This window comes from Paenibacillus sp. J31R98 (genome assembly GCF_056269245.1).
Genome location: NZ_JBWDNO010000001.1, coordinates 51,978 through 77,639, shown reverse-complemented (window position 1 = coordinate 77,639; position 25,662 = coordinate 51,978). Strand labels below are relative to the sequence as shown.

Here is a 25,662-nt window from a genome sequence, read left to right as displayed (position 1 = left end):
GCGGGAAGGATCTGAAGAATTATGCAAATTCACATTCAAGATCAAACAGTCCATGTTCAATTATCGGGGAAGATTTACGTAGAAGAAGCAACGCAGCTTCGCGAGAGAGTATTTGAATCCTTAAAAGGAGAATGCAGCTCCGTTGTCATTGACTTCAAGAAAGTCAATTTCATTGATAGCTCCGGCCTCGGAGTTGTCGTTGCCATTCACAAACGGGTTCTTGCTAAGAACGGTCGCTTGTCTATTAGAAACTTGAATGGCAGTGTCAAAGAACTATTCGAAATGACACGGCTAAATCGCGTACTCTCTATTGAAGAGTAGCAAATGGTGCATATTCTGCTTCTTCTCGCCGCTATCATCATTTCCTTATTTGGATTTCTCGTGCCTTGTCGAAAGCTGAAAGGCACTGAGAGACGATTCTGGGTCCTCACGTTAATTGGAGTTCTCCTTTGTTCGGTAATACCGCTCAAATGGTACATCCTGCTTAAAACAAGCGTGTACTCTCCTTCTGCTCAGCTTGTAGAGGAAGGCATCTATTTTCTAGGCAAGTCTATCTATTTCTTTGCTGTCTGCTTTAGGATATTTACTTTCGTCAGAAAACGGTCCCGAATGGGATTGATCTTGCTGGATATTGCCATTTTCTCTGAAATGTCCATTTATGCTTTGTGGTATGGGATCTTCGACTCCTCGCTCGAAAACATTGATATACTAGGTCAAGCGGGCATTTGGTTTGCTTTCGGTAATCTCGGCTGCGATTTCTCGATATTATTCGGAACGATTATGCTTTATTTCCTGCCCAAAGCTCCGATTGGACATAAACCGCATCTGCTTAACGCATTGTCGGCGTTGTTCCTAGTTCTAGGTGACTCGCTTCAATTCCATGAAATGAGTGCAGGTAATCCTTTTAACGCTTTTGCAAGCTCGATTATTGCGTTCTGGATCATCGCGATCCTTCTTAATAGCGCTGCTGGGCTGATCGAGTCTAGATACCCAATGAAGACCGGTGTAACGACGAAGAGACATCGGAGCAGACAACAAAATCAATTGCTCTTCATGATTATTCAATATTCATTTATCCTGGTCCAATTATATTTGAGCTTCAACTTGGAGCATTCATCTCCGGTTGCCCGTTTCTGCGCTCTGCTTGCAACCAGCTTGATTATCATTCGGCAAATTGTTATGTATTTGGAGAACAGGAACCTCTTTGCAATCGTTCAAGCAAGCAGAGAGAAGTATCGTGACGTTGTGGATACGGTTACGGAAGTTATTTTCCATATCGATCAGACCGGGAATATTAACTTCCTAAACCAAGCGTGGCGGGAACATACAGGCTTCTCGATTAAAGAAACGATAGGCAAGCGCTTCATCCAATATGTACATGCAGAAGATTGGTCTGTGATGCTAGAGTCCATCCATATCTTGCATACATCCAGTATGAACAATATTTCCGTTGATTTGCGTTTTGTTAGGAAAGATCAAGAAATTCGTTGGGCTAAGCTCATCTTGCGGAGGCAGCAGGATACAGAAGGAAGGATTGCAGGTTTCTCCGGAACCTTCCATGACACGACCTTACAAAGAGAGATTGAGATGCAATTGTCGAATGATCTGGATATGGCCCGTCGAGTGCAGCATAGTGTCCTGTCTCCACCTTATTCGGATGAGCATGTGTCCATTCAAGCGTTATATAAGCCATCCTCGGTACTATCGGGCGATATGTATTGCTGGTTCAAGATTAATGAGCATCGGTACGGAATTATGCTGATCGATGTCATGGGGCATGGGGTGTCTTCTTCGCTTATTGGAATGTCGCTTCGCGCTTTGCTCAAGGATTTGATTCTAAAGCAACGAAGTTCAGAAGATATGATACGCGAGTTGAATCAGCATATGATCGAACTTTTTCAGAATGATGAGGAAGACAGTTTACATCATTATTTCACAGCGATCTATGTCCTGATTGATTCGGAGAAGAAAACCATCGAGTATATCAATGCCGGGCATAATGCAGGATTGTGGCTCGATACACATGGTTTCCGCTTGCTTGATTCCACATCCATTCCGGTAGGTCTCTATGCAGAAATGCCAGTCGAGAAGAAATGTTACTCGTATACCGTTCCTGCCGCAATCGTACTGTATACCGACGGTTTCTTGGATACCATTGCTCCCGATCCCAAAGAAGCGGAAGATACCTTGCACGAGTACATGCAAAGAGAAGGCATGATTAGCAAACTTGCTTCTCTAAGGCAACGGGCAGTCGGTTTGCTGGATGCTTGTACAGACAATACTGACGACATAACCGTGCTGACGGTTGAGCTTCTGGGCTAATAACGTCATTACGATTTGTTAGCGGCGGCAGCGGTTGCGATACACACAAAAAAAGCGATGCAGATTTCTCTGCACCGCTTTTTCTTATTAATTCGAGCTCCAGAGTGCTACACGATCTTGAACATACTTTGTGTATCCCTCTTCCATTTTCTTCACGCCTGCTTTATCAAGCTCAGCCATGTACTCATCCCAGATTTTATCGAAGTCAGCTGGTTTCGCCAAGATCGCTTGCGGGATGCGTTTCCAAGTGATGTCTTTCATTTTCGTGCCAAGGATGGATACTTCGTCTTCGCCTGGAATTTGAATGTTCCATGCTGCGCCGTATGCCTTAATCTTGAATTCATCCTCTTTCGGGAACAGATCTTTCCACGTTGTTGCTTTGTAAGCCGCCAACGTTTCTTTCTCTGCGCTGCTGTAGCCGTTTACGAGCTGTTCAGGGAAGTTCTTCGTGTAGTAGTTGTCGGACTCGTCTTTCGCGCCATCGCCGTAGTGAACCATCATGTTCCAGTAGAAGCCGATACCGGATTCTTTCGTGAATGCCGTGTTATCATTGTTGATGCGGTCTTGAACTTCTTGTGGGACTACGCGCTTGCCGTTCTCAATCTTGTAGTGCTTGCCTTCAATACCCCAGTTGTTGAGGACTTGGAACTCGTCGGATGCCAGGTAATCCAAGAACTTGATTGCACGAACCGGATCTTTACAAGTGCTGGAGATGGAGATACCATAGCCGCCCATGAAGCCTGTTGGCCAGAAGTCAGCTTGCTTAATGTCTTTGGACATTGTTACTGGGTAGTGACCATAAGTTTGATCGAACTTGCCAGCTGTTTTCAACGCTTGCTGTGCATCGTTATAATCCCAGTCTTGGTCAATCAGACCAAGCACACGGCCTGTTGCTACTTTCGATTTGTACTGGTCATACTTCTGAACGAAGCTTTCTTGGTCAAGAAGGCCGATATTGTTCATATGGTTCAGCCAGCGGAAATATTCTTTCTCTTCCGGACGACGGAAGTGGTAAATCGCTTCATTCGTTGCTTGATCAACATAATATTCGCCGTCATCGGAGCCGCCTGTTGTCGATACAGCAGGGTTCGTTACAGAGATATACATGTGCCAGTCATCTGCATTCAAGGATACGCCGATGTTTTTGTTGCCGTTCTCATCCGTTGGATGCTTCTCGAGATACGCTTTGATGACGTTCTCGTAATCTTGAACCGTGCGGATTTCAGGGTAGCCTGCTTCCTTCACGACGCGGTGTTGAAGCTCGAAGCCGCCGCCTGCAACGAATTTCTGCTCATTAACTGCCGCCCAAGTCGGGATGGCATAGATGGATTGATCCGCATTCGTATATTTGGCACGAGCAAGGTTGTCGCCAAGTACGCGCTTAATATTCGGAGCATATTTGTCAATCAGCTCAGTCAGATCGATTACAGCGCCTGCATCAACAAGCTTGCCGATATCGCCTTTCGCAGAGATTAGATCCGGGTATTCGCCGCTTGTTGCCATAAGTGCTACCTTCTGGGCAGGATCACCTACTGCGAACTCAGCATCCAGCGTAACGCCGGTCTTCTTCGTCAGTTCTTTACTCACATCGTCTTGCATGTTATTCCAGTTCGGATTCGGGTCTTCCGCGAAGAATGAGAAATTAATCGGAGAAGTATCTGCCGCAGCTGCGTCTTTGTTTGCATTCGCATCATCCGTAGCATTTCCCGAATTTGCTGTAGCCGTATTGTTGCTTTTGTTTGTTTCGCTGTTCGACGTATCGTTGCTGCCGCATCCTGCAAGCAGTCCTGCAAGCAGCGTTACCGACATCAGAACCGTAGCGGTTGTTTTCTTTCTTTGCATGTTGCAAACCCTCCTAATTATGTATGAATGAATATTGTATAAACAGGTTGCCCTGCGGATACCGAGATTACGTGTTGCTGAAGTTCATTAGCTCTTTACTGCACCTAGCGTCATCCCTTTGACAAAATAACGCTGGAGGAACGGATACACCACAAGAATGGGAACGGTAACGATGATCGTAATCGCCATTTTGACAGATTCAGGTGAAATGGATGCCATCACTTCGACCATGTTGCGGCCGCGGAAGTTATCGACGTTCGTCTGCGTGCTCTGAATGACTTTCATCAGCTCGTATTGCAGCGTGGTGAGACTATCATTCGATGCGTTATAAAGGAATGTATCGAACCAGGAGTTCCACTGCCCGACCGCCAGGAAAAGCGCGATTGTCGCAAGAGCCGGCTTCGTCAGCGGCAGAATAACTCGCCAGTAGATCGTGAAATCATTGGCGCCATCGAGCTTCGCCGATTCTTGCAGTGCATACGGGATACCGTCGATGAATGAGCGGATGACGAACACGTTGAACGCGCTGACCAGGCCTGGAAGAACATAGACGGCGAACGTGCCCATCATGTGCAGATCCTTAATCAGAATGTAGAACGGGATCAAGCCGCCGGATACATACATCGTCAGCGCCAGGAAGGTTGAGACGAATTTACGACCCTGGAAGTCCACTCGGCTTAGCGTGAAAGCCAGCATGGAAGAGCTGATAAGTCCGAGTATCGTACCGACTACCGTACGCAGAATTGATATTTTGAGCCCTTGAAGCAGGCCGGAGAAAGCGAAGATCGTATCATAATTCTTCAATGTGAACTGTCTTGGAAAAATCGTGATGCCGCCTTTCACACTATCCGTCGAATCGTTCAGCGAGATTGCCAGCACGTTCAGGAACGGATAAAGTGTTACGATTGTTACAATCGTGATGGCGACATACACCACGATATCGAAGATGCGGTCCGACCAAGGCGTGCCGCTTGCTGCTATTCTGTTTGAAGCCACCTTGTCGCCCCCTAAATAATGCTTTCTTTCGTAATCTTCTTGAAGATGCCGTTAGCGGTGAAGAGCAGAATGACGCTGACGACCGAGTTGAATATATTTATCGCCGTACCGAAGGAGTATCGTCCCATGCCTAGACCGTAGTTAAGCGCATACAAATCAAGGGTCTGTGAGTAATCCCTTACGAGATTGTTGCCAAGCAGGAACTGTTTCTCGAAGCCGATACTGATCAAGTGACCGATTGAGATAATGATCAAAATGATAATTGTCGAGCGAATACCAGGCAGTGTAATATGCCACACCTGCTGCAGCCTGCTCGCGCCATCGACTCTTGATGCTTCGTACAATTCAGGACCGATGCCTGCGATTGCCGCTAGGTAGATGATCGTATTCCAGCCGGTTTCCTTCCAAACATCGGCTGCCGTTACAATCGACCAGAACATATTGCCCTTCGCCATGAACTGAATCGGTTCGTGTATGAGATGCAATCCGACGAGTATCTCGTTCACCACGCCGTTATCGGTGGACAGCATCTTCGAAATGATACCTGCTGCGACTACCCAGGACACGAAGTGCGGCAAGTAAGAGATCGTTTGGACAACACGTTTGAACATTTGCTGCCTGACTTCATTAAGAAGAATGGCTAGGATGATCGGAATCGTGAAGCCTGCGATTAGCCCCATTACGCTCATCGCGAGCGTGTTGCGCAGCGCTTGGAAGAACGAATCGTCATGGAACAATTCTTTGAAATAATCAAACCCTACCCAATCCTGCTCGAAGAACGATTTGGCTGGCTTGAACTTCTGGAAGGCCATCGTCCATCCCCATAATGGCAAGTAGCTGAACACGAACACCCAGATGACAAAAGGAATGCTCATCAAGTACAAATACCGCTGCTGAAGCATCGTGCTAAAGAACCGCGATGCCTTCTTCTTCACGGGCCGCTTAGCATTGGCCACTTCCGCTGTTACCGCTTTCATTCGTATTACCTCCTTGCTGTATGTACCCATGATAAAGGAAATAAAGCGTTTTCAATACCATCACAATTTAGACCAAAATCATGTGAAAATTGAACATTACCAGGTACATATTTCACAGCAACAATTTCACTTCTTCCGAAATCCGGACGGCGAGCTCCCTACATACTTGCGGAATTTCGTATGGAAATAGTCTACATTGGCATAGCCGACCTTCTCCGCCACTTGATACACCTTCATTCCTTGACCCAAGAACTCTTTGGCCTTCTCAATCCGTACCTTGTCGAGGTAGGTGTTGAAATATTCGCCTGTCGTGTTCTTGAACAGCTTCCCAAGATAAGCGCTGTTATAGTTGAACACTTCGGCAAGCGACTCCAGCTTCAAGTTCTCATCGTAGTTGCGCTGAATGAGATCGATCATCTTGCGCATCAGCTTGTCTGCGCTGTCTCCCTGAGGAGCTGAGGCCCTCAGCCCTCTCAACAGCTGAATGACATGCTGCTCCAGCGCAGAGTAATGCGAGAGCTGGTAGATCTCCATAATCGCAACCGAGAGCTGGCCGCTTCTTGCGTATACGTCTGCATCATGCTGCGACATTTTGCCTACTACACCTGTCAGAATCTGCACGAACAGCGACTTAATCACCTGCTCCGAGCAGCCGCGTGCGATGAAGTGATGGCCTGTGCTTACAACCAGCTGGTCAATCGCGGCCTCATTGCCGATATCAAGCGCAAAGTATAATTTATCAATAATCTCCGCGCAATCCTCATGATCAACTGGGGCAGGCTCACCTGCAGCCGCTTTGCAGATTGGCTCTGTTGCCTGCGTTATAAGCTGATTGCCCTCATAGAAGAATCGCTGATTCAGAAGCCTCAGAGCTTCCTCATATGAACGGTTAATCTCTGAGAACTTCTTCACCCGCTCGCCAGCGGTAACCGTAGCTTCCAGCTGAAAGTCAGCAGCCAGCGCTTCAATCTCCTTGTAGATGTCTCTGCGGACCTGCTCGAACTGCATATTCTCCTTCACAAGCAGGCCGATATGCAGCTCGCTAATAAAGATCGTTCCTCTACCCTTCTCATCGAACGATTGGCAGAGTCGCTTCTTGAACGCTGCCCGATCGCCGGGCTCCGCTTCCTTCCCTTCGCGCTGCAGCCTGATGAGCGCGACGTTATAACCGTCCCACATCAGACCTGCATCTGCGAGCTCATTATCTTGCAGCGTGAGCTGCTCATCCGTGTTCGTCAGAATCGTCTGAATCGCACGCTCCATATCCCATTCCACGCGCTCGTTCTGCCGCTGCTGCAATTCCGTCTCACGCTCAAAGACAGACTTTAATTTATGCAAGTACTCGATCAGCTCATCCTCGTCAACCGGCTTCAGCAGGTAGCCGTCAATGTTCAGTGCAATGGCTTTCTTCGCGTAATCGAAATCAGCATAGCCGCTAAGAATCAGCACATGTACAGACTCGTCTCGCTCTCTCAGCGTCTCAATGACTTCAAGGCCGCTCATGCCAGGCATGCGAATGTCCACGATCATCAAGTGCGGCGAATAGCGCTCATACTTCTGGAGTGCTTCCTTGCCGTTCGCAGCCGTATCCACCACCTGAAAACCAAGCTCCTCCCATTCAATCAGCGTGCGCAGTCCTTCCCGAATCATCGGTTCATCATCCGTAATGAGTACCTTATACATGAGCATGCTCTCCCTTCGGAATGGTAAATTGCACTCGTGTTCCGATACCTGGCTCGCTCCAAATCACAAGTCCGGATTCACTGCCATACAACAGCTTCAAACGCATATGCACATTGCGAAGTCCAATACGGCTCCCTTCACCGTCATCCTGATCGTCAAACGTCTGATTAAGCGCCTGCAGTTTCTCCCGAGTCATGCCTTCACCGTTATCGAGGACTTCGACATGAAGCATGCCGTCCACCAGCTCCGCAATGACGCGGACAATGCCGCCTTCTTCCCGGTTCTCAAGCCCGTGGATTACGGCATTCTCAACAAGCGGCTGAATGATGAGCGGCAATATCGGTACTTGTTCCGCCGCTTCCTCAACGCGAAGCTCATAACGCAGACGATCTTCGTAGCGGAATTTCTGAATATCCAGGTAACAGCGGACCACCTCGATCTCATGGCGCAAAATAACGGTGCGATTGCCTGCCTCGAGATTTTTACGCATCATTTTGCCAAGCAGCCTGACGACGTTGGAAATTTCCTTCTCGCCCTTCAGATGTGCTTTCATCCGAATCGACTCCAGCGCGTTGAACAGGAAGTGAGGATTAATCTGGCTTGCCATCATCTTAAACTTGATCTCATTCTGCTTCGATTGAATCTGCGCATTCTGCTCATGTGATTCCTGCACCTCGACGATGAGCCCATTAATGCTCGCTACCATCGAATTGAACTGCCTGGACAGCTGGCCGATCTCATCCTTGCCGTCAATTTCGAGCACGACATCCAAGTTGCCGGTGGCAACCTTCGAGATATACTTGCTAAGCCGGAACATACGCTTGGAAAGCATCGTTGCAAAGCCATAGATAAGTCCGATCGCTACGATGAGGCTAATAGAAATGACCGTCAATGCGAGAATAATAATTTGATTCGCGTCCTTCACGATGCTCTCAATCGAGAAGACGGATACTATGCGCAGCCCGTTCAAGCTTGAAGTCGGAATGATCGGCTCAATCTGAATTTGTGAGGAGCGTCCGTCCACAACGGCTTGGAAGCTGCCATATTGCTTGTTAATGACCTGCGGATCGAAATTAATGTCGGCGAGCGTCTTGCCAACTCGTCCGGGGCGATTCGCGGATACGATCTGATTCTGATCGTCGACGATCATCGTATCGAATGACTCCTGACCGAGAATCGAATCCAGCATGCGACCATTGACATTGATGACAAGCACGCCGCTCGTGTGACGATTAATGAAATCGAGCTTGCGCACGAGGCTCAAATAGTTATGGCCATCCCGTTCATCTGCCATATAATACCAACCGATCAACCCGCTGCTCTTCAGCGCAGTTTGGTACCAGCTCGATTGCGAAATCGTCTCAGTTGGCTGGATAAGCTCCCAATTGTTCAGCAGCGTCTTATTATGTACATAGAGGCGAATGTTCGATATCTCCTTGTACAGTCTTATATAATCCTTAATGTCCGGGTAATCCTTGTACGCTTTGACCACATCGTAAACGGTTTCATATTGATTGTTGGCAAGCCCTTCAAGCCTGGTGTCGAACGTCATCCGGTACGAAATGTCCGTCGAGACGTTGATGATCTCACTCGTCCGCTTCTTCACCCGATCCACATTCGTCACGGTCTGCTCTTGCGCGTTCTGAAGCGCCATATGCCTCAGCTCGCTCGTCAAGAACGCACCGACGATCATGACCGGTACGAACACCACGACGATACAAGACAAGATGAGCTTCGTTCGGAGCTTCAAATCATTGATGATACGAATTACAGATTGGAACAAGGCCTCACGTTCCTTCCCTCAATATTGAAATGAAGCGATATTTTCGACTAAATTATGGAAGCGTTTTCATTTCTGGCGGATGAATCGTCTATGCTTCATTGTAAAGCATTGAGTATAACCTGAACATGCGGTAATTTCAAGAAATTTCATGTCAAAATTAGTGATTTTACAAACATGCAAAAAGCCGCCTCCGTCGCGTAAACGAAGCTTGTCGGCTTCGTTTTCCTTGACTCGTGCGGCTTTCTTATCATTACATTGCAAAATAGTTGATTTTATGGCGTTATTTCATACTCGGTGCTGGTTGCGGTGCTGGAGGCAGAGCTGGGGACGGGGGTCCCATTGCAAGCGATGAGGCTTGCTTCGCTTCGGCTTGCTCCGTGAAGCGCTGAACCTCTTCCTTAAGACCTAGCATGCGGCGGTCCAGCACGCCGATCATATCCGCGGTTTCTTTCAACTGCTCGCGAATCGTCTCCGGCATATCGTCATGGAATTGATAATAAATCTTGTGCTCAAGGCTTGCCCAGAAATCCATCGCAATCGTGCGGAGCTGGATTTCCACATTGACATATTCGATCCCTTCGGAGAGGAAGATCGGAATTTCGATAATCAAATGCAGGCTCTGATACCCGTTCGGCTTCGGATCCTTGATGTAATCCTTTACTTCGATAACCTTGACATCACTTTGTCTCTGGATCATTTCATATACTCGGTATACATCAGTAGTGAATGAGCAAATGACACGTACTCCGGCGATATCGCGAATATGGTAAGCCGCATTCTCCTTGGAGACGTCTACCCCTTTGCGCTGCAGTTTCTCTACAATGCTCTCCGGCGATTTAATCCGTGTTTTCACGTGTTCAATCGGATTATAGTTATGAACAAATTGCAGTTCCTCGTTCAGAATCGTCAGCTTCGTATTGATTTCATCTAGCGCAAATTTGTAGCTCATTAACATTTTGGCCCATTCCATCACCATTTGCCTGTCCATCATATTCGTTTCACTCCTGCCTGATTCGCTTATAGTATTGGGGAGAGCAGCCGTACACAGGATTCCTTGAATCGCTGATAAGTCGACCTCCGCTGATAGGCTTCATAGGTAAGCTCGCGGCTCACTTGCATGTCATCTTCGAATATTCGCTGCAGCTTGCATGCCGTTTCCGTATCGTACAGAATCGCATTGACTTCAAAATTCAGCTTAAAGCTTCGGATATCTACATTTGCCGTGCCAACGGAGGCGATCTGACCGTCGACGACAATCATTTTGGCGTGAAGGAAGCCTTTCTCATAGAGATAGCACTTCATGCCCTCTTCCAGCAGCTCGCCCAGATAGGAGTAGGATGCGAGATAAACCATCTTGTGGTCGGGCTTGCTTGGAAGCATGATGCGCACGTCTTTGCCGGATAGGACAGCCATCTTCAGAGCGGTCAGCAAGCTTTCATCCGGGATAAAATATGGCGTCTGGATATAAATCGTTTCCTTCGCGGAATTTATCATCTTAATATAGGCATTCTTGATCTGTTCGAGCGATTGATTCGGACCGCTGGAAACGATCTGCACGCCTGCTTTGCCGGTATCGCCTGCGGGCGGGAACAGCGCGAGCACATCTCTGCCGATGGTGGCCGTGGAAGCGAGATTCCAGTCCATCATGAAATGCGCTTGCATCTGGGAGACCGCATAGCCGGTGATGCGAAGATGCGAATCGCGCCAGAACCCGTATCGCGTGTTAAGGCCTAGGTACTCGTCGCCGACGTTGATACCGCCGATATAGCCGATCTGACCATCGATGATCACAAGTTTCCGATGGTTGCGATAATTCACGCGAATGTTCAGGTACGGGATCTTCGACGGGAAGAAGAAGGCGACCTCGCCTCCCGCTTCCTTCAAGCGGCGGAAGAAATGGCGCGGCAGATGCGAACTTCCGATATCATCGACAAGGAAGCGCACCTTGACGCCTTGTTGGGCTTTGACGGTGAGGGCATCTAGCAGCCTGTTGCCGAGTGAATCGTTCGACACGATGTAATACATCAGATGAATATGATTGCCGGCTCGTTCGATATCGTCGAATAAGGACTCGAATTTGGCGTTGCCATCGGTGAAGATATCTACCTTGTTGTTCTGCGTATACAGCGCGAAGCCGCTCGTGAGGTTCATGTAGATGAGGTCCGCGTGATTCGCCGCGGCTTCATCGTTGAAGATGATCCGATTGTCGCGGAACTCGCGCCGCTGGTTCTCGATGAGCGACGCCATCGTCTCGCGTGTGCGCTTGTTTAGCTTGTACAGCTTCTTCTTGCTCAGATTCTGGCCGAATACAAGGTATACAACGAACCCCACCGCCGGCAGAAACAAGAGCACCATCAGCCACGCCCAGGTCACCCCGACGTTCCGCCGCTCCATGAACATGACCACAATCGCCAGCGGTATATTAACTACCGTCAATATCGTTAAGAAACTCAGATCAATAGCCACTCTGTTTCCCCCATGACGCCCTGATGGTGCATACCACTCCAGTATAAACCATTTGGGGGCAGGGGTTCAAAGTTGGGGGGAGGGTTGGGGTTATTGTAGCTGATTTGGCTACCCCTAACTCAATGTGTATCCCTAACGTTCACTTTTAGCCCATTTGGTTACTTTTAACTCAATTGTGTATCCCTCAGGGGCACTCTTTCGCCGATTTAGCTACTTCTTTCCCGATGTGTATCCCTCAGGGTCACTCTCTCGCCGATTTAGCTACTTCTCCTCCAATGTGTATCCCTAGGGGTCACTCTCTCGCCGATTTAGCTACTTCTCCTCCAATGTGTATCCCTCAGGGTCACTCTCTCGCCGATTTAGCTACTTCTTACCCGATGTGTATCCCTCAGGGTCACTCTTTCGCCGATTTAGCTACTTCTTACCCGATGTATATCCCTCAGGGTCACTCTTTCGCTAATTTAGCTACTTCTCCTCCAATGTGTATCCCTAGGGGTCACTCTCTCGCCGATTTAGCTACTTCTTACCCGATGTGTATCCCTCAGGGGCACTCTTTCGCAAATTTAGCTACTTCTCCTCCAATGTGTATCCCTAGGGATCACTCTTTCGCCGATTTAGCTACTTCTTTCCCGATGTGTATCCCTCAGGGTCACTCTTTCGCTAATTTAGCTACTTCTCCTCCAATGTGTATCCCTCAGGGTCACTCTTCCGCCGATTTAGCTACTTCTAACCCAATGTGTATCCCTCAGGGTCACTCTTTCGCCGATTTAGCTACTTCTAATCCAATGTGTATCCCTCAGGGTCACTCTTTCGCCGATTTAGCTACTTCTTACCCGATGTGTATCCCTCAAGGTCACTCTTTCGCCGATTTAGCTACTTCTTACGGGTCACTCTTTCGCCGATTTGGTTTGGCTGCGTCTCCACTAGGTGTATGACACGTGGATAGACATTCGTTAGCTGTTAATCCAATTGGAGGATGAAAACCTATACCTCATACTCCTTCCCTTCGGTGATGTCACGTGGCTCAATATCCCTTTACTTACTAATGACTTCAATCCTTCTATAGCTCTCCTTTTGCTAATTCCCAATTTCACCATTGCAGCCATGGGACTAATCTCGCCCCAGTGCTGCTGCATCAGGTGCAGGAGAGCACGCTCGTAAACGTCAAAGTTATGTTCGATCCCCCGCGTAATGCCTCCCCACTTGGCAAGCGCCATGAGCAACGTCTGCTGGCAGCGGCGAGGCTTCTCCGTTACTTCGTCGTAAGCGAAACGGAGCAAATGCCAGCCGTCGATGAGCAGATGATTTTGACGTTGGAGATCATCTGCGAAGCGCCATCTACTAATATCGCGCCAGTGCGGACCAAAGCCATCGACTTCGATGAGCAGCCGATATGGCAGCGGAGGCAAATATGCAAAATCCGCAAACCTCGCTCCGCCCTTTAGATCCTGCAATTCATACTCAGGATGCAAGTAATCCAAGCTACCCACGGCTGGCCACCAGACATTCTTGAGGAAAAGTTTCTCCGCTTGATCATGTTCTGTTAGCCTCCGTTTGCGTTCTTCACTGCTCCTATTCGCAACTGATTCCATCATCAATGCATAAGCTTGTTCAAACCCATTCTCCATCCTCATACCTCCAAAAAATAAAATAAGGCTGCCTGCCCGGATGATCCGGACAAACAGCCTGTGCTTCAGGACTAATTAGTTAGTTGGTACAAAGCAATACTGCGACTATTATAACCGATGAGTTGGCGAACGAGCTAGTATTAGTTAGAGGCGCTGAGGTATTGGTATGTGCGAGGTGCGGGTGCGGGTGCGGGTGCGGGTGCGGGTGCGGGTGCGGGGTGCGGGCGTTCACGCGTTGCCGCGTTTATTACCACTCTCAAGCTGGTTTGTCCCCCAGCCATATAGTAAGATGAAATCAAATTCATTTTGCAAAGGGGACTGCTGACCATGTGCCGCAATATAAAAACGCTGTTTAATTTTGACCCGCCTGCTACGGATGAGGAGGTTCATGCTGCTGCACTTCAATTCGTGCGCAAGCTGTCCGGCTTCAATACGCCATCGAAGGCGAACGAAGCTGCGTTCCATGCTGCCATCGAGGACGTGACCGCCGTCGCCAAGAAGCTGCTCGACTCCCTTGTGACGAACGCCGAGCCGCGCAATCGCGAGATCGAGATCGTCCGTGCCCGCGTGAGAAACATCAAGCGCTTCGGACCCAAGCTATAGAGAAGAGGCTGACCATCGCCGGCAGAATTGCCTAACCGTATGGACAGCCTCTCTTAATTGCTAAGCCGATACATTTCGGCAAACCGCCTACAACACCTTGAGCAAATTGCTCATCACATGCTCGAGATGCAACTTCATCCGCTCGCCGGCGAGAGCGGCGTCACGGAGCTCGATCGCCTCGAAGACAGCGAGATGCTCGCGGTACAGCCGCTCCGCCACGGAGCGGTTCGCATAAATCTCAACGCGGCGGATTTCGCGGATGGCGAGCTCAAGCTGGCTCACGATCGACTCGAACAGCCGCAGCATAATCGAATTATGCGTCGCCTCCGCGAGCGTCTTATGAAACAGAAGATCGGTCCGCTCTCCCTCCGCATCATCGCCGATCGCCACTTCCATCTCCGCTACAAGAGAGCGAAGCGCGGCGATATCCGCGTCCGTTGCTTTCACCGCCGCAATCGAAGCGTTCGAAACCTCAAGCGATTGCCTCGCCTCAAGCAGCTCCAGCAGCGTTTCGCGATTCATTCGCAACGACACCAGCTCAGGCAGCTCCACTGCAACCGGCGCGACATCGATCACGCGGCAGCCGCCACCCTGGCGAATCTCAATGTAGCCCATCGCCTTCAGCGCGCTTAGCGCCTCGCGCATCGTTGAGCGCCCGACGCCGAATTGCTCGCTCATCTCCTTCGTCGAGGGCAGCTTGTCGCCGACCTTGAGCTTGCCATCCACGATGAGCCGCTTGATCTGCTCCGCAATCTCCTCGTAATGATTCCGTTTCGATAGCTTCGTAATTTCCATCGAATAATATCCCTTCTATAACCTTCTCGTGCCGTGCCGCGCGAAAAAGGGGTAATGTGCGCATCCGAGTGAGACAATATCCGGATTACGGCAATGTTCGCCAAAGTGGGGTACGTGTGCCGATATTGGCTTCTAAGCGCTAGAAGGGCAGCTCATACAAAGCGATACCTGGCATTCCTTGCATTCCTTGCATTCCTTGCATTCCTTGCAATTCCTTGCATTCCTTCCCTTCCCATCCAGTCACTTCTAACCCACAATAATCGCATACACGACGCCCGGTCCATGCACGCCAATTGTTAGGTCATTCTCAATATCCGCCGAACGACTCGGTCCCGATATAAAATGAATCCCCGCCGGCAGCTGCTCGCGTCCAGCGCGGTCGAATTCCACCAGCACTTCGCCAAGCCGTGTGCGCAGACGCTCTATCGGAATAATCGCCATGAGCACCGTCGGCAGCAGGCTGACCGAACGCCCTTTATCCTTCGATGATAACACGGTCATCGAGCCTGTGTAAGCTGCTGCATAATCGACAACAACAACGCCGAAATCCGCCTCAGCCGCACGAGCCTTCCACAATTCCTCCGGATCGCTGTTCCACACCGACACGACAGCCTCTGGAAGCGCAGACTCGAGATCCATCTCCGCGAGCTCCGGTTGATTTTGCCGAATGATATACTTGGCGCTTAGCTCCGCAGCCTTCTCCAACACAAACTGCTTTGCTTCCTCCATGCTGCCAAGCCGTAGCGAATGCCCGCCGACCGCGCGGAAGTTCTCCATAAACTTCTCCGCCCGCTCATCTACCGGCCACTCGAACTCCCGCCAGAACTCAGGCGCCCCGCGAAAAGGATGCGCAGGCGCTCCTACCGACCTCGCCCGACCAAGCTTGCTTGAAATTCCGTTAATAAAGCTGACCTGCTTCTCTTTCGATTTGGCCGTCTGTTCCGCAAGCCACTGCTGATGCGCTTCCTTATTAGCCATGATGCCCGTGCCCCCCGTTTCCTTTACCGCTGCCGCCAGACTGCCGCTCACGGAGAATCTCTTCCATACGGCTCTTCATCGCCGGATCCATCTCCGTAAGGCCATGACGAATTTCCTGTTCCATCGTCGGCCACTTCTCGCGGAACGACTCGCTTGGCATGCTCGGCGTGACGCGATACGAGTTCCAGCCCTTCAACGGACCGACCTTCATGCGGATGCCGCCGTCACGCACGACCAGCTTTTGCCCGAGCTTCCCGATCTTAAGCACCGCACCGAAGCGCTTCGAATTCTTCATTACAGCGGCAAAACCTTTCATCCCGAGCGCTTCCAGCTTATCGCCGCGACCTGCTTCCAGCTTCCGCCGACGCAGATAAACGAGCATCTCATGCAGCGGGATCTTCACCGGACAAGCCTCATAACAAGCGCCGCATAGGCTCGATGCGTTGGCGATATCGTCCCATTCGGCGACATTTTTCTTCAGTGCAGGCGTTAGCACCGCGCCGATCGGACCGCTGTATGTGCCGCCGTAGGCATGGCCGCCGATATGACGGTAAACCGGGCAAGCGTTCAGACATGCGCCGCAGCGAATGCAGTTCAGCAGCTCTTGGAACTCCGGATCGCCAAGCTGCAGCGAACGTCCGTTGTCCACGATGATGATGTGCATCTCATCCGGACCATCCGCATCTACCGCACGCCGAGGTCCGCTAATGCCGGACATATAGACAGTCAGCTTCTGCCCTGTTGCTGAACGCGGAAGTAGCGTCGCCATAACCTCAAGATCCTCGAAGGAAGGAATAATCCGCTCCATGCCCATCAACGTAATTTGTGTCTTCGGCACCGTTGTGACCATGCGAGCGTTCCCTTCGTTCTCGAACAAGACCATCGAGCCTGTCTCCGCTATCGCAAAGTTACACCCCGTCATGCCGATATCCGCTTCCAGGAACTTCTCGCGCAGCTTGCGACGCACGAATCCGGCAAGAATCTGCGTATCCGGTGCGAGCGTCTCGCCTGCATCGGCTGAGAGCAGCTCAGCAATTTGATAGCGGTTCTTATGAATCGCCGGAATGATAATATGCGACGGTGTCTCGCCCGCCAATTGAATAATATATTCGCCAAGGTCCGTCTCAATCGCCTCGACTCCGATGGAATCCAGCGCGTGGTTGAGATGCAGCTCCTCAGTAACCATCGACTTCGATTTCACAACGCTGCGCGCCTCGACCTGCTTCGCAATGGCAAGCGATATCTCCACGGCGTCAGCAGCCGTCTCTGCAAAATGAACATGGACACCGTTTGCCCGAGCATTCTCTACGAATAAATTCAAGTAGTAGTCCAGATGAGCAATCGTATGCAGCCGAATCTGCCGCCCACGCTCACGCCAATCGTCCCAATTACCATGATCAGACGCCGCCTTCTCCTTGCCCGAACGCAGACGCTCCGTCGTGAACTTCACTGCTTTGCGCAGAAAATCATTATTGAGCGCCAAATCCGCCCGTTCCTTCACCGTTCCCAAGTTCGCCGTCGCCCCTCCGCTCATGCGCCCTTCACTCCTTCATATAGCAGCTCTGCCAGGTGCATAACCCGCACCGGTTTGTCGCGGTAACGCAGGTTGCCCGCAATGTTCATAAGGCACGCCAAGTCGAGACCCACAAGCACCTCTGCCTCAGTCTCCAGCACGTGATCCGTCTTCTCCGTCACCATCGCGCCGGAAATATCGGACATTTTCACAGCGAACGTCCCCCCGAACCCGCAGCAATCATTGGCAAAAGGAAGCGGCACAAGCTCCATCCCCTTCACCTGCTCCATCAACAGAAGCGGCTCCTCCTTCACGCCAAGCAGACGGCTTCCGTGGCAGGATGGGTGGTATGTCACTTTATGCGGGAACGCTGCGCCGACGTCCGTTACGCCAAGCACCTGCACAAGGAATTGCGTGAACTCATACGACTTCTGTTGTAGCTTTACAGCCTTCTCAAGCATGACCGGATCATGCTCAAACAGCTTCGGATAATGATGAATCATGCCTGTGCAGGAGCCCGATGGGGAAATGACAAAGTCGCAATCCTCAAACGCTTCCAGAATCGTGCCCGCTGTCTCTCTTGCTTCCTTCCAATAGCCGCTGTTGAACGCCGGCTGCCCGCAGCAGGTTTGAACCTTCGGGAACTCCACCTGCACGCCATACCTAGCCAATAGCCGAACCATTGCTTCACCGACTCGCGGATATAACGCATCACTTAAACAAGTGATAAATAATGACACTTTCACGCCCACTGAGCACCTCGCTTGAACTCGTTTTATAGTTATCATTTTATCAGGTTGTCAGACATGTTGACAATAAGAAAAACGTCTAGCTCGTCATCTTCCTCATATTAAAAAAGCAGCCCAAGACGACTTCCCCGTCCTGAACTGCCTCTCTTCCATAGATTAAACCGTCGATACCGCAATCGACGTCCGTTCGGACAGCGCCTGCAGCGTCTCTTGCGGGATGCCCCGATCGGTAATGATCGAGCCGATCTCGCTAAGCTCTGCTACATGCGTGAACGCCTGGATGCCGAATTTGCTGGCATCGGCGAGCAGGATGACACTGTCGGCCATGCCGATCATTTTCTGCTTGATGCGCGCTTGAAGCTCATTGGACTCGCTGATGCCGCGGTCCAGATGGACTCCTTTGCAGGAGAAGAACACTTTGTCGACATGGTACAGGTCAAGTGACCGCTCCGCGAGCGGGCCAACATAGGACAGCGAACGCTGCGCCAGCAGGCCGCCGGTCGAGATCACCTCGATCTTCTCCTTGCTGCTCAGCTCCGTCGCCACTTTAATCGAGTTGGTCAGCACCGTCAGCGGAAAGTCCGGCAAATACGATGCCATATACCACGCCGTCGTGCTCGCATCGAGCAGAATCCGATCCTTCGGCTTGATCAGCTTCACCGCTTCCTGCGCGATGCGCCGCTTCTCTTCGGCATGCGTAATTTCCCGCTCCGCATAAGGTATCTCCGGATGCTGCGGATGCTCCTTCACGCTGACCGCTCCCCCGTGGGAACGGCGCAAGCGGCCAGCCTGCTCGAGCCTATCCAAGTCGCGGCGGATCGTCTCCTCCGTCACTTGGCACAGCTCGCTCAGCTCCGTCACACGTATGCTCCCGCGTTCATTGACAAGTCCCACAATCTTCTCATAGCGCTCTGCAACAAGCATTGTCATCCTCTACTTTCAATCCATAATCTATGCGAGTCCCGCGAGTTCACAGAACTTTCCGTACGCCTCTTGCCACTCCGCCTGCTCCTTCGGCTCATAGACCGTAACCGGGAACGAATCGCGAATGACCTGGCGAGCTTCCCAAATATCGGACAGCTCCCCTTGCGCAATCCATTGGACAGCAAGATTGCCAAGCGCACTGCCTTCAACAGGTCCAGCCCATACCGGCTTGCCGATCGCATTCGCCGACCACTGGCACAGCAGCACATTCTGAATGCCGCCTCCAACCATATGCAGTCCGCTAAACGACTTGACTGATAACCGCTCAGTTAATTCAAGCACATAACGGTATTTGAGTGCAAGGCTTTCGAGAATACAGCGGACGATCTCGCCCGGCGATTCAGGTACCGGCTGATTGCTTGCCGCGCAGAACTTGCGCACGCGCGAAGGCATATCGCCCGGATGGATGAACATTGAAGCGTCCGGATCAATGAACGACTTGAATGCATCAGCCTTCTCCGCCATGCTCACCAGCTCAGGGAAGCTATAGTACTCGCCAGCCCGTTCCCAAGCGCGGCGGCATTCTTGGAGAATCCACAATCCCATGATGTTCTTGAGCAGCCGGTATGTACCGTACGCGCCGCCTTCATTCGTGAAGTTCAGCTCCTGCGCCAGATCATTAATGATCGGACGCTCCACCTCAGTGCCCATTAAGGACCAAGTTCCACAGCTCAAGTAGGCAAAATCCCGCTCGAGCGCCGGCACGGCAGCTACCGCCGAGCCTGTATCATGCTCCGCCGTCGCAAGTACTGGAATAGAACCGATGCCAAGCTCCTCGCATAAAGAAGCCCGCAGAGAGCCAACGCGCGTTCCAGGCTGCACGACTTCGCCGAACAAGGAAGGCGAGATGCCAATATCAGCTAGAAGCTCCGTATCCCAGCGCCCTTCAAGCGGATTATACAGCTGCGTTGTCGTCGCATTCGTGAACTCGTTGTGCATTTCGCCGGTCAAGAAATAACGGAGCAAATCCGGAATCATCAGAAACCGATCCGCCCTTTGCAGGAACGGCGAGTCCGCTTCCTTCAATGCGGCCAGCTGGTAAATCGTATTGAACGGCAGAAACTGTATGCCGGTCCTTCCGAATATCTTGCTCGCCGTCAGCCGCTCCATCGTCCGTTCCATCACACCGTCCGTGTGATGGTCCCGGTAATGATACGGATTGCCGAGCAGCTCGCCGCTTCTGCCGATCAAACCGAAGTCAACCGCCCACGAGTCGATTGCGAGACTCGCCGGCGTCTCGCCGGCATGCTTCGCCTTCAGCAGACCCTGCTTCATCTCATGGAACAGTCGCAATATATCCCATTGCAGCCGATCGCCGACTCCGACAGGGTCGTTACTGAAACGGTGCAGCTCCTCGACCTCGATCTTCCCGTTCTTCAAACGGCCAAGCAGCGCCCTTCCGCTGCTGGCCCCCAGGTCATACGCTAATATGCTCGGCATATTTTAGTTCGCCCCTATTTGCACTTGTCCTCGCTTCAGAAGCACATCATTCTCATACGATTTCACTTCTGCAAGCCATTCTTCGCGTACAGGAACACCGTTCTTCGCGCAATAGTAATCCCATACCGCACCAAACGGATACGATTTGAACTCTTCTGTCAGCGCGAGGCGAGTCGTGTAGTCGCCTTCAAGCTCTGCTTGTCGCAGCGCTTCAATCGGATCGAGCATCGCGCGCATCAGCGCCTTGATCGTGTTGCGCGTACCGATTACCCAAGCGGCTACACGGTTGATGCTGGCATCGAAGAAATCGAGGCCGATGTGCGTAATGCCAAGCAGGTCGCCGCGTACAAGCTCGCGTCCAATGTCGATCAGCTCGTCATCCATCGTCACAACATGGTCACTGTCCCAACGCATCGGACGGCTGACGTGAAGCAGAATGCCATCCGTGAACAAAGAGATTGCAGATAACTTATTGGAGATCACTTCCGTCGGATGGAAGTGGCCTGCATCAAGGCAGATCAGCTTATTGTTCTGCATGCCATAGCCCATATAGAATTCATGCGAACCAACAACATAAGCCTCTGAGCCAAGTCCGAACAGCTTGCTCTCGACTGCATCGAGGTTATGCGCCGGGTTCAACTCTTCTTCAAACACTTGATCAAGCGCATCCTTCAATCGTTTGCGCGGGGCAAGACGATCCGCCGGCACATCCTTGAAGCCGTCCGGAATCCAGACGTTCGTTACGCAAGTTTGGCCAAGCTGTTCGCCGAAATAAGCGCCGATGCGGCGGGATGCCTTGCAGTGATCAATCCAGAACTGACGAATCGCCGGATCCGAATGGCTCAGCGTGAAGCCGTCCTTCGACTTCTCATGCGAGAAGCAGGTCGGGTTGAAGTCAAGACCGAGACCTTGCTCTTTCGCCCAGTCGACCCATTTCTGGAAATGCTTCGGTTCGATTTTGTCCAGCTCGACCTTCTCGTCCGTGTCGACATAGATGGCATGCAGGTTCAGTTTATGTTTGCCCGGAATGAGGGAAAACGCTTTCTCAAGATCGGAGCGAAGCTCCTCCGGCGTGCTTGCCGCCCCCGGGTAGTTGCCTGTTACGGAGATGCCTCCAGTCAGCGCCTGGTCTTTATTCAAGAATCCGCGAACGTCGTCGCCTTGCCAGCAATGCATCGATACTTTCACTTCTGCCAGCGTCTCCAGCACCGCATCAACATCGATGCCGTGTCGGGCATACAGCTCCTTAGCCGCTTCGTAATTCGCTACAATTCTTTGCTCCATCTTATACATGCTCCTTTGCACCTTATTTTATCGGATGAGCGATAACGGACATGAGGGCGTTCTCGGCTTGCGTTGCATCCAATCGGCTGTACTGGACAATGATTGGGATACTGCTTAGCACCTCAATCGCATAAGGAACGCCGACCGGAATCGTCGCTCCTTCTGCCGAAAGGGTGGATGTGCGTATATGTTTGGTTCTTCTGCCTGGCACGGTGACAATGATGTTCTCGAGCGGCTCACGATCCTCGAAGAAGATCGTAAGCGAAATTTGCGCCTCCTCGGAGGAACAGTTGAGCACACATACCGACTCATGACTTTCATAAGAACCTGCTGCGCTAGTTGGCGGAATATATCCGTCTGGAATGATCCAATGCTTCTCGCCTCTTGCTTCATACATGCTTGACGCACATCCTCTCTCTTATCGTGTGAATGCTGCCGGTACGCCGCCGTCAATCGTGAGCATACAGCCCGTCGTTTTGTCCGCTTTGGACGATGCGAAGAACGCAACGCCTTCCGCAATATCGCGCGGGTAGATGTTAACAAGCAGCGTCGTCCGTTTACGGTAGTACTCTTCCAGCTGATCCGGCTCAATGCCATAAGCGGCTGCCCGCTCGTTGCGCCAGCTGCCGTTCCAAATCGTCGAGCCTTGAAGAATCGCATCCGGAAGGATCGTGTTGACGCGGATGCCGAACTCGCCGCCTTCTGCTGCAATGCAGCGTGCGAGGTGAGCTTCCAACGCTTTCGCCGCGCTGTACGCCGATGCAGCCTTGCCGGCATACACCGAGTTTTTGGAACCGATGAAGACCATGTTGCCGCCGATTGCCTGCTGTTTCATCTGCTTAAACGCTTCGCGAGCAACGAGGAAGTAGCCTGTGCCAAGCACGCTCATATTGAGGTTCCACTCTTTGAGCGAAGTTTGGTCGAACGGACTCGACGTTGCAAGACCTGCGTTATTGACGACGATATCAAGACCGCCATAAGCGAGCGCTGTCTCATTCATTGCTGCGATTACCGCATCTTCGCTCGTTACGTCCATCTTCACCGCAATGGCGCGGCCTTCGCCGTACTTCTCATTAATTTCGCCAGCGACACGCTCAGCACCTTCCAAATTCAGGTCGGCCAGCACAACATGTGCGCCTTCGGATACGAGTCTGCGTGCCGTCTCGCTGCCGATGCCGCCTGCGCCGCCAGTGATGAACGCGACTTTGCGGGAGAATTCCGCTTCAGCCGGAGCGAGCGACAATTTGTACAGCTCAAGCGGCCAGTATTCCACGTTGTACGATTCGTTCTCGGAGAGCGATACGAATTCGCCAAGCGCTGTAGCGCCGCGCATAACGGCAATTGCACGATGGTACAACGCGCCGCTTACTTTGGAGTTCGACCAGCTCTTGCCCGTATTGATCATGCCGATTCCTGGGATCAAGATAACGCGCGGAGCCGCTTCGAACATGACATCGCCTTCGTTCTTGTTGCGCTCGAAGTAAGCTTGGTACTGCTTCTTATACGCTGCGATGCTTTCTTGCAGATTGGCTTGCAGTCCTTCGATATCGTCCGCATTCGGAGTCCAGTCGATGAAGAGCGGAACAACCTTCGTATGAACAAGATGATCCGGGCAAGCTGCGCCGACTTGGGATAGCTCTGGAGCGCTAGCGCCGCCTACAAAAGCAAGCACATCGTCCGCATCGTCGAATGTCAGGATCATCTTCTTAGCGTCGCTAACCGCACCGCGAATCGTTGGCATAACAGCTGCAGCGATGCTTCTGCGAACTTCTGCAGGGAGCGCCTCATGCTTCACGCCGCCGAACAGCTTCTCTTCATTGACACGCGCTTCAATGAAATTCTCCGCTTCTGTGATGATCTTGATCGTCTGCGCATATGCCTCTTCGCTCGTCTCGCCCCAAGTCACCAGACCATGCTTCTCCATCAGAACAAGCTCTGCTTTCGGGTTAGAGAGCACGCCTTGCGCGATCATCTTGGAAAGTGTAAAGCCAGGGCGCACATAAGGAACCCACACGAAACGGTCGCCGAAAATCTCTTCCGCCAGCTGTTTGCCGTTATCTGCGCAGCACAGGCTAATAATGGAATCCGGGTGCGTATGGTCAACGTGCTTGAACGGGAGAAAAGCATGCAGCAGCGTCTCGATCGATGCGCGCGGGTGCTTGCTGTCAATCATGCAGTGAGCGAGGTAGCCGACCATTTCCTCATCGGACATTTCATCGCGCTCGAACAATGGACGGATGTCTTCCATGCGAAGACCTGTGAAATTGCCCGCTTTCATCGTCGCAAGGTCCGAGCCGCTGCCCTTCACGTACATCACTTCAACTTCGCGACCGCGGAAATCGGTCACCGTCGTCTTGCTCGACGTATTGCCGCCGCCCCAATTGCATACACTGCGGTCTGTACCGATAATATTGGAACGGTAGACAAGCTGCGTAAGCCCCTCTTTCAGCTCTGCTGCTTTTGTGTGATCCCACAACGATTGTACCATCTGTTTACCTCCGAATAAGTTTGATAATTGCTTGTTGAACTCAGTTTAACATGTTTGTTTGTTTTTGAATACAGAAATTCAAACAAAAACAAATACAGATAAATGAGTGTCTGTTTTATGAGAATTTCCAATTTTTCACGTCCAACTTCTGCGGCAATCGCGGTATAATAGACGGGCTTCGCACTATATACAAAGACAATGGGGTCAATTATGAATCTGGAGCAAATGGAATGCATCATTGAAATCGCCAAGACCGGATCGTTATCCAAAGCAGCAAACCAGATGAATGTAACGCGTTCGGCAGTCAGCCAGTCCATCACAAATTTAGAGACAGAGCTTGGCATGAGGTTATTCATTCGCAGCCATTCAGGCGCAGTACCCACGGCAGACGGCGAGATTATTATTCATAAAGCGACCGTTATTCTGAAAGAAATTCAAAGCATTAAAGCGGAAGCAGCGAAGAGAGCTGCCTCGAGCATCCACGAATTGAGAATTTCAGGCACGCCAGCACAGCTGCCGCTCATTACGGATACCTATTTCAGCTTCAAAAAGGAACATCCTCAGTTTCATCTATCGTTCATGGAGAACTCAGCTCTGCGAATCATTGAAGATATCGAACATGACCGCGTTGATCTCGGACTTGCCGTTCTGCTCGACTCGCTTCTGTGCGACAAACCGCATCTGAAGACATCGCCGCTCGTACGAACAAAGCTCATGCTCATCGTTAGCAGAACATCACCGCTCGCCGACTTTACGTCGATCTCAATGGAACAACTTCTGGATGTGTCGCTCGTGCTGCATCAAGAGGATCATGTCACCCGTGCTTTCGCAGAGGACGTAGCGAGACATCATCGCCCGCTCAACATTGCCGTATACACAGATAATATAGACGCGATGCGGAGCATGGTCACGCGCAATTATGTCGCAACAATCGCTACGGAACTCGCCATTCGCGGGTTCTCGCTCTATAATGACAACTACGTCTGCATCGATATTGAGCATCCTGGCTGGGATGATCTCCTCATTGGCTGCGTTTATTTAAAGGACAAGCCGTTATCGGAGTCGGCACAGCTGTTTCTGGAACTGCTCGAGAATGATCTGTCTAAATGGAATTGTTAAGAGATATGAACG

At 51.1% G+C, this 25,662-nt stretch carries 21 protein-coding genes; 4 read left to right on the top strand and 17 right to left on the bottom strand.

The features are described from left to right. Window positions 1–21 precede the first annotated feature (21 nt). A complete protein-coding gene (locus AC0YNX_RS00295; RefSeq protein ID WP_475813663.1) occupies window positions 22–321 on the top strand; it encodes an STAS domain-containing protein in 300 nt (99 codons plus the stop codon). Window positions 322–609: 288 nt separating this feature from the next. Continuing rightward, on the top strand, window positions 610–2,322 hold the full coding sequence (locus AC0YNX_RS00290) for a PP2C family protein-serine/threonine phosphatase (RefSeq protein ID WP_475813662.1): 1,713 nt from the start codon (window positions 610–612) through the stop codon (window positions 2,320–2,322). Between the two features lie 87 nt (window positions 2,323–2,409). Here AC0YNX_RS00290 and AC0YNX_RS00285 read toward each other — a convergent pair whose 3' ends face one another. The 8 genes from AC0YNX_RS00285 to AC0YNX_RS00250 form a co-directional block, all read right to left on the bottom strand. Then, window positions 2,410–4,164, bottom strand: coding sequence for an ABC transporter substrate-binding protein (locus AC0YNX_RS00285; protein WP_475813661.1), 1,755 nt, complete (start codon window positions 4,162–4,164; stop codon window positions 2,410–2,412). An 87-nt stretch (window positions 4,165–4,251) separates the two neighbouring features. Beyond that, window positions 4,252–5,160, bottom strand: coding sequence for a carbohydrate ABC transporter permease (locus tag AC0YNX_RS00280; RefSeq protein ID WP_475813660.1), 909 nt, complete (start codon window positions 5,158–5,160; stop codon window positions 4,252–4,254). An 11-nt stretch (window positions 5,161–5,171) separates the two neighbouring features. Continuing rightward, on the bottom strand, window positions 5,172–6,137 hold the full coding sequence (locus AC0YNX_RS00275) for an ABC transporter permease (RefSeq protein ID WP_475813659.1): 966 nt from the start codon (window positions 6,135–6,137) through the stop codon (window positions 5,172–5,174). 126 nt (window positions 6,138–6,263) lie between these two features. Beyond that, window positions 6,264–7,820, bottom strand: a complete 1,557-nt coding sequence (locus AC0YNX_RS00270) for a response regulator (protein ID WP_475813658.1) — start codon at window positions 7,818–7,820, stop codon at window positions 6,264–6,266. Then, window positions 7,813–9,603, bottom strand: a complete 1,791-nt coding sequence (locus tag AC0YNX_RS00265) for a sensor histidine kinase (RefSeq protein WP_475813657.1) — start codon at window positions 9,601–9,603, stop codon at window positions 7,813–7,815. The genes AC0YNX_RS00270 and AC0YNX_RS00265 overlap by 8 nt, the downstream gene beginning before the upstream one ends. Before the next feature lie 280 nt (window positions 9,604–9,883). After that, window positions 9,884–10,594 (bottom strand): GTP pyrophosphokinase, encoded by a 711-nt coding sequence (locus AC0YNX_RS00260; protein ID WP_475813656.1) that lies wholly within the window; start codon window positions 10,592–10,594, stop codon window positions 9,884–9,886. A 26-nt stretch (window positions 10,595–10,620) separates the two neighbouring features. Continuing rightward, on the bottom strand, window positions 10,621–12,069 hold the full coding sequence (gene cls, locus AC0YNX_RS00255) for a cardiolipin synthase (RefSeq protein ID WP_475813655.1): 1,449 nt from the start codon (window positions 12,067–12,069) through the stop codon (window positions 10,621–10,623). Window positions 12,070–13,022: 953 nt separating this feature from the next. Beyond that, a complete protein-coding gene (locus tag AC0YNX_RS00250; RefSeq protein ID WP_475813654.1) occupies window positions 13,023–13,697 on the bottom strand; it encodes a DNA-binding response regulator in 675 nt (224 codons plus the stop codon). A 327-nt stretch (window positions 13,698–14,024) separates the two neighbouring features. Between AC0YNX_RS00250 and AC0YNX_RS00245 the strand changes: the two genes are divergently transcribed. Further along, window positions 14,025–14,300, top strand: a complete 276-nt coding sequence (locus tag AC0YNX_RS00245; protein WP_475813653.1) for a DUF2277 domain-containing protein — start codon at window positions 14,025–14,027, stop codon at window positions 14,298–14,300. Between the two features lie 87 nt (window positions 14,301–14,387). Here the strand turns inward: AC0YNX_RS00245 and AC0YNX_RS00240 are convergent, their stop codons facing one another. The 9 genes from AC0YNX_RS00240 to AC0YNX_RS00200 form a co-directional block, all read right to left on the bottom strand. Continuing rightward, window positions 14,388–15,095 carry a FadR/GntR family transcriptional regulator gene (locus AC0YNX_RS00240; protein WP_475813652.1) on the bottom strand — a complete coding sequence of 236 codons (708 nt, stop codon included), beginning with the start codon at window positions 15,093–15,095 and terminating at the stop codon, window positions 14,388–14,390. A gap of 246 nt (window positions 15,096–15,341) precedes the next feature. Continuing rightward, window positions 15,342–16,073: a LutC/YkgG family protein gene (locus AC0YNX_RS00235; RefSeq protein WP_475815141.1), complete on the bottom strand. Its 732-nt coding sequence runs from the start codon at window positions 16,071–16,073 to the stop codon at window positions 15,342–15,344. Then, window positions 16,066–17,607: a LutB/LldF family L-lactate oxidation iron-sulfur protein gene (locus tag AC0YNX_RS00230; protein WP_475813651.1), complete on the bottom strand. Its 1,542-nt coding sequence runs from the start codon at window positions 17,605–17,607 to the stop codon at window positions 16,066–16,068. The genes AC0YNX_RS00235 and AC0YNX_RS00230 overlap by 8 nt, the downstream gene beginning before the upstream one ends. Continuing rightward, window positions 17,604–18,332 carry a (Fe-S)-binding protein gene (locus AC0YNX_RS00225; protein WP_475813650.1) on the bottom strand — a complete coding sequence of 243 codons (729 nt, stop codon included), beginning with the start codon at window positions 18,330–18,332 and terminating at the stop codon, window positions 17,604–17,606. The genes AC0YNX_RS00230 and AC0YNX_RS00225 overlap by 4 nt, the downstream gene beginning before the upstream one ends. A gap of 159 nt (window positions 18,333–18,491) precedes the next feature. After that, on the bottom strand, window positions 18,492–19,259 hold the full coding sequence (locus AC0YNX_RS00220) for a DeoR/GlpR family DNA-binding transcription regulator (RefSeq protein WP_475815140.1): 768 nt from the start codon (window positions 19,257–19,259) through the stop codon (window positions 18,492–18,494). 27 nt (window positions 19,260–19,286) lie between these two features. Beyond that, on the bottom strand, window positions 19,287–20,759 hold the full coding sequence (locus AC0YNX_RS00215; RefSeq protein ID WP_475813649.1) for a rhamnulokinase: 1,473 nt from the start codon (window positions 20,757–20,759) through the stop codon (window positions 19,287–19,289). Window positions 20,760–20,762: 3 nt separating this feature from the next. Continuing rightward, on the bottom strand, window positions 20,763–22,043 hold the full coding sequence (gene rhaA / locus AC0YNX_RS00210) for an L-rhamnose isomerase (RefSeq protein ID WP_475813648.1): 1,281 nt from the start codon (window positions 22,041–22,043) through the stop codon (window positions 20,763–20,765). 22 nt (window positions 22,044–22,065) lie between these two features. After that, entirely contained in the window at window positions 22,066–22,440 is a 375-nt protein-coding gene (locus tag AC0YNX_RS00205; protein ID WP_475813647.1) for a sensory rhodopsin transducer, read from the bottom strand. A gap of 21 nt (window positions 22,441–22,461) precedes the next feature. Beyond that, window positions 22,462–24,531 carry a bifunctional aldolase/short-chain dehydrogenase gene (locus AC0YNX_RS00200; protein WP_475813646.1) on the bottom strand — a complete coding sequence of 690 codons (2,070 nt, stop codon included), beginning with the start codon at window positions 24,529–24,531 and terminating at the stop codon, window positions 22,462–22,464. Between the two features lie 210 nt (window positions 24,532–24,741). Between AC0YNX_RS00200 and AC0YNX_RS00195 the strand changes: the two genes are divergently transcribed. After that, window positions 24,742–25,650, top strand: coding sequence for a LysR family transcriptional regulator (locus AC0YNX_RS00195; protein ID WP_475813645.1), 909 nt, complete (start codon window positions 24,742–24,744; stop codon window positions 25,648–25,650). Window positions 25,651–25,662: the final 12 nt, after the last annotated feature.

Excerpts from the sequence above, each read along its gene's own strand:
- AC0YNX_RS00220 (WP_475815140.1), bottom strand. The coding sequence starts at position 19,259 with ATGCTTGTTGCAGAGCGCTATGAGAAGATTGTGGGACTTGTCAATGAA.
- rhaA (WP_475813648.1), bottom strand. The coding sequence starts at position 22,043 with ATGGAGCAAAGAATTGTAGCGAATTACGAAGCGGCTAAGGAGCTGTAT.
- AC0YNX_RS00260 (WP_475813656.1), bottom strand. The coding sequence starts at position 10,594 with ATGATGGACAGGCAAATGGTGATGGAATGGGCCAAAATGTTAATGAGC.
- AC0YNX_RS00240 (WP_475813652.1), bottom strand. The coding sequence starts at position 15,095 with ATGGAAATTACGAAGCTATCGAAACGGAATCATTACGAGGAGATTGCG.
- AC0YNX_RS00200 (WP_475813646.1), bottom strand. The coding sequence starts at position 24,531 with ATGGTACAATCGTTGTGGGATCACACAAAAGCAGCAGAGCTGAAAGAG.
- AC0YNX_RS00250 (WP_475813654.1), bottom strand. The coding sequence starts at position 13,697 with ATGGAGAATGGGTTTGAACAAGCTTATGCATTGATGATGGAATCAGTT.
- AC0YNX_RS00230 (WP_475813651.1), bottom strand. The coding sequence starts at position 17,607 with ATGAGCGGAGGGGCGACGGCGAACTTGGGAACGGTGAAGGAACGGGCG.
- AC0YNX_RS00205 (WP_475813647.1), bottom strand. The coding sequence starts at position 22,440 with ATGTATGAAGCAAGAGGCGAGAAGCATTGGATCATTCCAGACGGATAT.
- AC0YNX_RS00195 (WP_475813645.1), top strand. The coding sequence starts at position 24,742 with ATGAATCTGGAGCAAATGGAATGCATCATTGAAATCGCCAAGACCGGA.
- AC0YNX_RS00275 (WP_475813659.1), bottom strand. The coding sequence starts at position 6,137 with ATGAAAGCGGTAACAGCGGAAGTGGCCAATGCTAAGCGGCCCGTGAAG.
- AC0YNX_RS00235 (WP_475815141.1), bottom strand. The coding sequence starts at position 16,073 with ATGGCTAATAAGGAAGCGCATCAGCAGTGGCTTGCGGAACAGACGGCC.
- AC0YNX_RS00215 (WP_475813649.1), bottom strand. The coding sequence starts at position 20,759 with ATGCCGAGCATATTAGCGTATGACCTGGGGGCCAGCAGCGGAAGGGCG.
- AC0YNX_RS00295 (WP_475813663.1), top strand. The coding sequence starts at position 22 with ATGCAAATTCACATTCAAGATCAAACAGTCCATGTTCAATTATCGGGG.
- AC0YNX_RS00270 (WP_475813658.1), bottom strand. The coding sequence starts at position 7,820 with ATGTATAAGGTACTCATTACGGATGATGAACCGATGATTCGGGAAGGA.
- AC0YNX_RS00245 (WP_475813653.1), top strand. The coding sequence starts at position 14,025 with ATGTGCCGCAATATAAAAACGCTGTTTAATTTTGACCCGCCTGCTACG.
- AC0YNX_RS00285 (WP_475813661.1), bottom strand. The coding sequence starts at position 4,164 with ATGCAAAGAAAGAAAACAACCGCTACGGTTCTGATGTCGGTAACGCTG.
- AC0YNX_RS00290 (WP_475813662.1), top strand. The coding sequence starts at position 610 with ATGGGATTGATCTTGCTGGATATTGCCATTTTCTCTGAAATGTCCATT.